At 67.1% G+C, this 7,404-nt stretch carries 7 protein-coding genes; 3 read left to right on the top strand and 4 right to left on the bottom strand.

Annotated features, from left to right (window positions below):
* Window positions 1-263: 263 nt before the first annotated feature.
* The 4 genes from D3H34_RS27155 to D3H34_RS27140 form a co-directional block, all read right to left on the bottom strand.
* On the bottom strand, window positions 264-1,001 hold the full coding sequence (locus D3H34_RS27155; RefSeq protein ID WP_119557561.1) for an aldolase: 738 nt from the start codon (window positions 999-1,001) through the stop codon (window positions 264-266).
* Between the two features lie 55 nt (window positions 1,002-1,056).
* Window positions 1,057-1,698 (bottom strand): 2-dehydro-3-deoxy-6-phosphogalactonate aldolase, encoded by a 642-nt coding sequence (locus D3H34_RS27150; RefSeq protein ID WP_119557559.1) that lies wholly within the window; start codon window positions 1,696-1,698, stop codon window positions 1,057-1,059.
* Window positions 1,695-2,606, bottom strand: a complete 912-nt coding sequence (locus D3H34_RS27145; protein WP_119557557.1) for a 2-dehydro-3-deoxygalactonokinase — start codon at window positions 2,604-2,606, stop codon at window positions 1,695-1,697. The genes D3H34_RS27150 and D3H34_RS27145 overlap by 4 nt, the downstream gene beginning before the upstream one ends.
* Before the next feature lie 120 nt (window positions 2,607-2,726).
* Window positions 2,727-4,466 carry an IlvD/Edd family dehydratase gene (locus D3H34_RS27140; protein ID WP_119557555.1) on the bottom strand — a complete coding sequence of 580 codons (1,740 nt, stop codon included), beginning with the start codon at window positions 4,464-4,466 and terminating at the stop codon, window positions 2,727-2,729.
* 218 nt (window positions 4,467-4,684) lie between these two features.
* Between D3H34_RS27140 and D3H34_RS27135 the strand changes: the two genes are divergently transcribed.
* From D3H34_RS27135 to D3H34_RS27125, 3 genes are read left to right on the top strand one after another with little or no spacing between them, the layout of a single operon-like run.
* Window positions 4,685-5,434: a FadR/GntR family transcriptional regulator gene (locus D3H34_RS27135; protein WP_119557553.1), complete on the top strand. Its 750-nt coding sequence runs from the start codon at window positions 4,685-4,687 to the stop codon at window positions 5,432-5,434.
* A gap of 60 nt (window positions 5,435-5,494) precedes the next feature.
* A complete protein-coding gene (locus tag D3H34_RS27130) occupies window positions 5,495-6,040 on the top strand; it encodes a TRAP transporter small permease (protein WP_119557576.1) in 546 nt (181 codons plus the stop codon).
* On the top strand, window positions 6,037-7,338 hold the full coding sequence (locus D3H34_RS27125) for a TRAP transporter large permease (RefSeq protein ID WP_119557551.1): 1,302 nt from the start codon (window positions 6,037-6,039) through the stop codon (window positions 7,336-7,338). Before D3H34_RS27130 ends, D3H34_RS27125 begins: the two co-directional genes overlap by 4 nt.
* The last annotated feature ends 66 nt before the right edge of the window (window positions 7,339-7,404 follow it).

The following is a 7,404-nucleotide window of genomic DNA, read 5'->3' as shown; positions in this document are numbered from 1 at the left end:
GCGTAGTAGCGGGGGCGTGGCGGCGGGGCGGGCGTCACGTACACCTGGGCCTGGATGAAGGGGCCGCCGGCCTGGGCATGGGCCGGGGCGGTGAGGGCTGCCAGCGACAGAAGGGCGGCGGCACCGAAGGCGAATGTCAGTTTTTTCATGGCGACTCCTGAGGAGTGGTTGCGATGGCTCATCGTCGCGCCATTGTGTGAAGTTCTTGTAAGCCGGGAGCGAAATCGCATGAAGAGCTGTAAGCCGCTGCGATCCCGCTTTTTTCAGCTTTTCGGTGCCGGCAGCATGCGCCGCAGGGCTTCGAAGAACAGGTCGGACTGCTCCCGCTCGCCCTGGATCTGCGCCGCCACATGAGCGGCCAGCTTGGCATTCACGGGCACCAGCGGGCGGCCGGTCGACTGCGCGATCACCTGGTGCAGGCAGGCGCGCTCCAGGTAGTACAGGTCGTCGTAGGCATGCGCGATGGTGCCGCCCGCCACGATCACGCCATGGTTCGCGAGAAAGGCCACGTCCTTGCCCGCCATGGCGCGCGCGATGCGCTCGCCTTCGGCGTCGTCGAGCGCCAGGCCGTTGTATTCGGCGTCGATGGCGATGCGGTTCATGTAGCGCATCGCGTTCTGGCTGGCGGTCGGGTCGAGCGCGCGATCGACGGTGATCGTGAGCGCCGTCGCATACGGCATGTGGCAGTGCAACACCACCGCGTGGCCCGTGAGCCGGTGCACCGCGCCATGAATGAAGAGCGCGGTGGGCTCCACGCGATGCCGGCCCGCGAGCACTTCGCCGCGCACGTCGATCAGCACGATGTCGTCGGGGCCGATCTCGCTCCAGTGCAGCCCGCGCGGGTTGATCAGGTAGCGGTCCTGCGTGCCCGGAAGCAGCACGCTGAAATGGTTGCACACACCTTCGGACAGCCCGTGGTGGGCCGCGGCGCGCAGCGCGAGCGCAAGGTCTTCGCGCAACTGGCGCACGGCGGGGCTGGCGTATTCGGAATCGGCGGACATCGCGGGGGTCTCCTTCTTTCTTGTGATGAACAGGTCGTCTCGGATCAGGCGCGGATCAGACGCGGGTCAGGCCGGCCCAGGCCGCCACGAAGCGCTGCGCGTCCTCGCGCACGGCGGCGGCGCTCTTGCCGGGCTTGTAGAGCGACGAGCCGATCCCGAAGCCGGCCGCGCCGGCCGCGCGCCATGCGCCCATGTTGTCCGGCGCGATCCCGCCCACGGGCATCACGGGCGTGCCGGCCGGCAGCACCGCGAGCAGGGCCTTCACGACGGCGGGCGAGGCCAGCTCGGCGGGGAACAGCTTCAGGCCGGTGGCGCCGGCCGCAAGCGCGCCGAAGGCCTCGGTCGGCGTCATCACGCCGGGCAGGCAGACCATGCCCAGGCGCGCGGCCTCGCGGATCACGTCGGCATTGAAGTTGGGCGACACGATGAGTTCGCCGCCGGCCGCGTGCACGTCGCGCACCTGCGCGGCTTCGAGCACCGTCCCGGCACCGACCAGCGCCTGCGGGAAGCGCCGGCGCATCAGCGCGATGCTGCCCAACGGCTGCGGCGAGTTGAGCGGCACTTCGAGCAGCCGGAAGCCGGGCTCGACGATGGCGTCGCCCACGTCGGTGGCTTCGGCGGGCGAGAGGCCGCGCAGGATCGCCACCAGCGGCAGTGCCTGCATCGCGGCGTTGAATTTGTCGAAGGGTGTGGTCATGCGGCGGGTGTTCTTTCGGTGTCGAGGAAGCCGGACAGCGTGTGCAGTCCGGCCCAGGTGGCTTCGGCGCCGAGCGTGCGCGTGGCAACGCCGGTGGCGCGCAGGGCCAGGGTGTAGCGCTGGGTGAGGGTGGACGAGCCGATGAGCACGACCTCGCCGACGGCCTGCAGCGATTGCGTGCGCAGCTCCTCGCCGATGAGCAGGCCCGACAGGTAGCTCGACAGCTCCTCTTTCGGCATGCGCTCGAACAGCGCGAGCGTGCGCGTGCCGAAGGCGTTGTGCAGCAGGCCGTGGCCGTTCTCGGAGCGCGTCACGCCTTCGAGGAAGGCGGCTTCGTCGAGCGGCGCGGTCGCGTCGAGCGTGCGGCCGAGGATCGAGTGCTGGCTCAGCAGCGCATAGAACTCGCCCGTCATGTAGGTGCGAAAGCCCGCGACGCGGCCCTTCTTGACCGTCGCCCATTTGTTGTGGGTGCCGGGCAGCACGAAGACGCCGTCGTCCAGGCCGGTGATCGTCATGGCGCCGAGGATCTGCACCTCTTCGCCGCGCATCACGTCGGGCACACCGGCATGCTCGTCGCTGAGGCCCGGCACGATGGCGATGCGCGCGCCGGGAATGGCGGCGATGTCGATGATCTTGCGGCCCACTTCCACGCGGCCCGCGGGGCAGGCGCAGTAGGGCGCCTCGACCCAGCCCTGCTTGCTGCCGGCCATGCCGGAGATGAGGCAGCGCGTGTCTTCGAGACGCATCCAGTCGCCGAAGAGCGACTCGAACACGGCGGGAAAGCCGCCCTCGGGCACTGTGAGGATGCCGCGGGCGTCGCTGCGCTCTTCGATGACCTGTCCGCTGGGGTCGAGCAGCGCGCCGCGTAGCGAGCTTGTGCCCCAGTCGATGGCGATGAGTCTTGTCATGTCTGCGTCTTTGAGCGTTGGTTCGGGGCGCGTGCACGGGACACGCGGCGGATGCTCGCCGATCAACGACCGCACTGTCCGACGATCACGCCGGCGGAAGCGACGCCTCGAACATCCGAATCAGTGATTGTCTCGCGGCACAAAGCCCCCACGACGACCGCGCAGAAAGCCCAGGTCCGCCCCCTGGTCGGCCTGCAGCACCGTGTCGACATAGAGCTTCCAGTACCCCGAGTCGAGCGGTGCCTTGGGCGCCACCCAGTTCGCGCGGCGCTTCGCGAGTTCCTCGTCGCTCACATGCAGGTGCAGCTTGCGGTTTGGCACGTCGAGCTCGACGATGTCGCCGTCCTGCACCAGCGCCAGCGGGCCGCCAGCCGCGGCTTCGGGCGCGGTGTGCAGCACCACCGTGCCATAGGCTGTGCCGCTCATGCGCGCGTCGCTGATGCGCACCATGTCCGTGATGCCCTTGCGCAGCACCTTCGGCGGCAGCGGCATGTTGCCCGCCTCGGCCATGCCGGGGTAGCCCTTGGGGCCGCAGTTCTTGAGCACCATGACGCAGTGCTCGTCGATGTCCAGGTTCTCGTCGTCGATGCGCTTGTGCAGGTCGTCGGCGCTCTCGAACACCACCGCGCGGCCCTTGTGCACCAGCAGCTCGGGCGTGGCCGCGCTGGGCTTGATGATGGCGCCGTTGGGTGCGAGGTTGCCGCGCAGCACGCAGATGCCGGCCTTGTCCTTGAAGGGCTCGGCCTGGGTGCGGATGACCTGCGGGTTGTAGTTCTCGGCGTCCTTCACGTTCTCCCACACGCTCTGGCCGGTGACGGTGAGGATGTCCTTGTGCAGGTGGTCGGCGATTTCCTTGATGACCACGGGCAAGCCGCCCGCGTAGCAGAAGTCTTCCATCAGGAACTGGCCCGAGGGCTGCAGGTTCACGAGGCAGGGCAGGTCGGCGGCGAGGCGGTCGAAGTCGTCGAGCGTGAGCTCGACACCCATGCGGCCCGCGATGGCCAGCAGGTGAATGACGAAGTTGGTCGAGCCGCCGATGGCTGCGTTGACCTTGATGGCGTTCTCGATCGCCTGGCGCGTGAGGACCTTCGACATGTTCAGGTCTTCATGCACCATGTCGACGATGCGGCGGCCCGCCTGCCGCGCCAGCACGTTGCGGCGGCCATCGACGGCGGGGTAGGCCGCGTTGCCCGGCAGGCCGATGCCCAGCGACTCGACCATGCTGGCCATGGTGCTCGCGGTACCCATCGTCATGCAGTGGCCGTGGCTGCGGTGCATGCAGCTCTCGGCCTCGAAGAAGTCCTGCAGCTTGAGCGTGCCGGCGCGCACCTGCTCGCTCATCTGCCACACGCCGGTGCCAGAGCCCAGCTCCTGCCCGCGCCACTTGCCCGAGAGCATGGGGCCGCCCGAGACGCCGATGGTCGGCAGGTCGACGCTGGCCGCGCCCATCATCAGGGCGGGCGTGGTCTTGTCGCAGCCCATGAGCAGCACCACGCCGTCGAGCGGGTTGCCGCGAATGCTTTCCTCGACGTCCATGCTCGCGAGGTTGCGATACAGCATGGCGGTGGGGCGCAGGAGCGTCTCGCCCAGCGACATCACCGGGAACTCGAGCGGGAAGCCGCCCGCTTCGTACACGCCGATCTTCACCTGCTCGGCGAGCGTGCGGAAGTGCGAGTTGCAGGGCGTGAGTTCGCTGAAGGTGTTGCAGATGCCGATCACCGGGCGACCGTCGAACTGGTCGTGCGGAACCCCCTTGCCCTTCACCCAGCTGCGGTAGATGAAACCGTCGCGGTCATTGCGTCCGAACCACTGCTGGCTGCGCAGTTCGCTGGCGGGTTTTTTCTTCGGGGCATTGCTCATGGGGTGTGTCTCTTCGTCGTTGATCTGGAGCGGAATCGTCAGGGTTTTTCCTGCGGGACGACCGTTTCAATCATCATATGATAAGCGCGGAGAGCTGTCGCGCATTCAGGGTTTTCGAGTGGCCGGCGCAGGCCAGGCACCCCCCGATACCGTCGCGAGGCAGGCGGTTCCACAAGCACCGGACCACGCCAGAACCACACACAGACACACAGGCAGGCATGATCAAGAACGTTCACGGCAACACGGTCGACCGCATCGGCAGCGACATCGTCGCGGGCCGCTATGCGCCCGGCGCGTCGATTCCGCCGGAGCCGCTCCTGTGCGAAGAACTCGGCGTGAGCCGGACCGTGGTGCGCGAATCGATCAAGTCGCTCATCGCCAAGGGGCTGGTCACCAGCGGACCGAAGGTGGGTACGCGCGTGCAGCCGCCCGACCAGTGGAACTGGTTCGATGCCGACGTGATCGTCTGGCAGACGCAGGCGGGCCTGTCGGCCGATTTCCTGCGCGACCTGCAGGACCTGCGCCGCGTGGTCGAGCCCGCCGCGGTGGCGCTGGCCGCCCAGCGGGCCACCGCCGAAGACATCGCCGACATGGAAGACGCCTATGCGGGCATGAAGCGCGCCATCGAGTTCGGCGGCGACTACATCACGCCCGACCTGCGCTTTCACCAGGGGCTGATCCGCTCCAGCCACAACCGCATGCTGGTGCAGATGAGCCGCGCACTGGGTGCGCTGCTGCGCACCAGCTTCGAGATATCCACGACCCGCAAGAACGGGCCCGCGGGTTCGCTGCCGCTGCACCGCGCGGTGCTCGACGCCGTGATCGCACGCGATCCAGCTGCTGCCGAAAAGGCCGTGCTGGTGCTGATCGACGGCGCGCGCCACGACATCGAGACCGTGCTGGCCTCGCGCAAGAAGATCCCGCGCATCAGCCGGCCGGCGACGCAGCTGAAAGCCTTTCCGCTCTAGGCGCGGCCTGGGCGCAGACACCCCACAACAACACTGGAAAGTCAGGAGATGCAGATGCTGATGCAAAGGGCAATCGACGGTTTTTTCCGCCTGCTGGAGTTCCTCGTGGTCGTGTGCATGGCGGCGATGGTCGTCATGGTGTTCGGCAACGTGGTGCTGCGCTACGGCTTCAACTCCGGCATCTCGGTGTCCGACGAGATGTCGCGCTACTTCTTCATCTGGCTCACCTACATCGGTGCCATGGTGGCGATGCGCGAAGGCGCACACCTGGGCGTCGACACGCTCATCAAGCACCTGCCGCTCAACGGCAAGAAGGTGTGCTTCTTCCTGAGCCAGTCGCTCATGCTGTTCTGCAACGTGCTCTTCTTCATGGGCACGTACGAGATGCACGAGCTGCAGGTGACCAACATCTCGCCGGTGGTCGGCATCTCGATGATCTGGATCTACGGCATCGGCTACGTGGTGTCGGTGGTGATGGGCATCATCAACATCGACAAGCTGTGGCGATTGTTCAGGGGCAAGGTGCCCGACCATGAGCTGATCCAGATCATGGAATCCGAAGAGCAGGTGCTCGATACGGCCGCGCACGGAAAGGTGGCGCAATGACCGTCACGATCTTCATCGTCTCCCTGCTCGGCGCCATGGCACTGGGCATTCCGATCTCGTACTCGCTGCTGGTGTGCGGTGTCTCGCTGATGGGCTGGCTGGCCTACACCGGCGGCCTGCCGGCCTTCGACAGCCAGATCATTGCGCAGCGCTTCGTCGACGGCGCCGACAATTTCCCGCTGCTGGCGGTGCCGTTCTTCCTGCTGGCCGGCGAGTTCATGAACGCGGGCGGGCTCAGCCGGCGCATCGTCAACCTGGCGATGGCCTGGGTCGGCCACTACCGCGGCGGCATGGGCTATGTGGCGGTACTGGCGGCGATCATCATGGCCTCGCTCTCGGGTTCGGCCGTGGCCGACACGGCCGCGCTGGCCGCGCTCCTCATCCCCATGATGAAGGCCGCCGGCTACCAGATCAACCGCTCGGCCGGCCTGATCGCCGCGGGCGGCATCATCGCGCCGGTGATCCCGCCCTCGATCGGGCTCATCGTGTTCGGCGTGGCCGGCAACGTGTCGATCACCAAGCTGTTCCTCGCGGGCATCGTGCCGGGCATCCTGATGGGGCTCGCGGTGGGCGTGGCCTGGTGGATCGTGGCCAAGAAGGAGAGCGTGAAGTCCTCGCCGCGCGTGCCGTGGGGCGAGCGGCTGAAGGTCACGGCGCAGGGCAGCCTGGCGCTCGCGTTGCCGGTCATCATCATCGGCGGCATGAAGTTCGGCGTCTTCACGCCGACCGAGGCGGCCGTGGTGGCCGCCGTCTATTCGCTCGTGGTCGGCCTCTTCGTCTACGGTGAACTCAAGGTGCGCGACCTGTACCGCCTCACGCTCGCGGCGGGCAAGACCACCGCGGTGGTGATGTTCCTCGTGGCCGCCGCGATGGTGAGCGCCTGGCTCATCACGGTGGCCAACATTCCCACCGAGGTGGTGGCGCTGCTCGAGCCCTTCCTGGACAACAAGACGCTGCTGATGTTCGTGATGATGGTGCTGATCGTCATCGTGGGCACCGCGCTCGACTTCACGCCCACAGTGCTCATCCTCACGCCGGTGCTGATGCCGGTGGTGCTCAAGGCGGGCATCGACCCGGTGTACTTCGGCGTGCTGTTCATCATGAACAACGCGATCGGCCTGATCACGCCGCCCGTGGGCACGGTGCTCAACGTGGTGAGCGGCGTGGCGCGCATCTCGATGGACGATGCCTTCAAGGGCGTGATGCCCTTCTTCATCGCCCACCTGGTCGTGCTGTTCGCGCTGGTGTTCTTCCCGCAGCTCGTGACCGTTCCGCTCCAGTGGTGGATGGGGCGCTAGTTTTCCGGTTTTCCTTTTTTCTCTTTTCCTGTCAGTCAGTTCCATCAACCAACCCCTCGAATCGAA

The sequence above is a fragment of the Acidovorax cavernicola genome (genome assembly GCF_003581445.1).
This window is presented reverse-complemented; position numbering and strand designations above follow the sequence as displayed.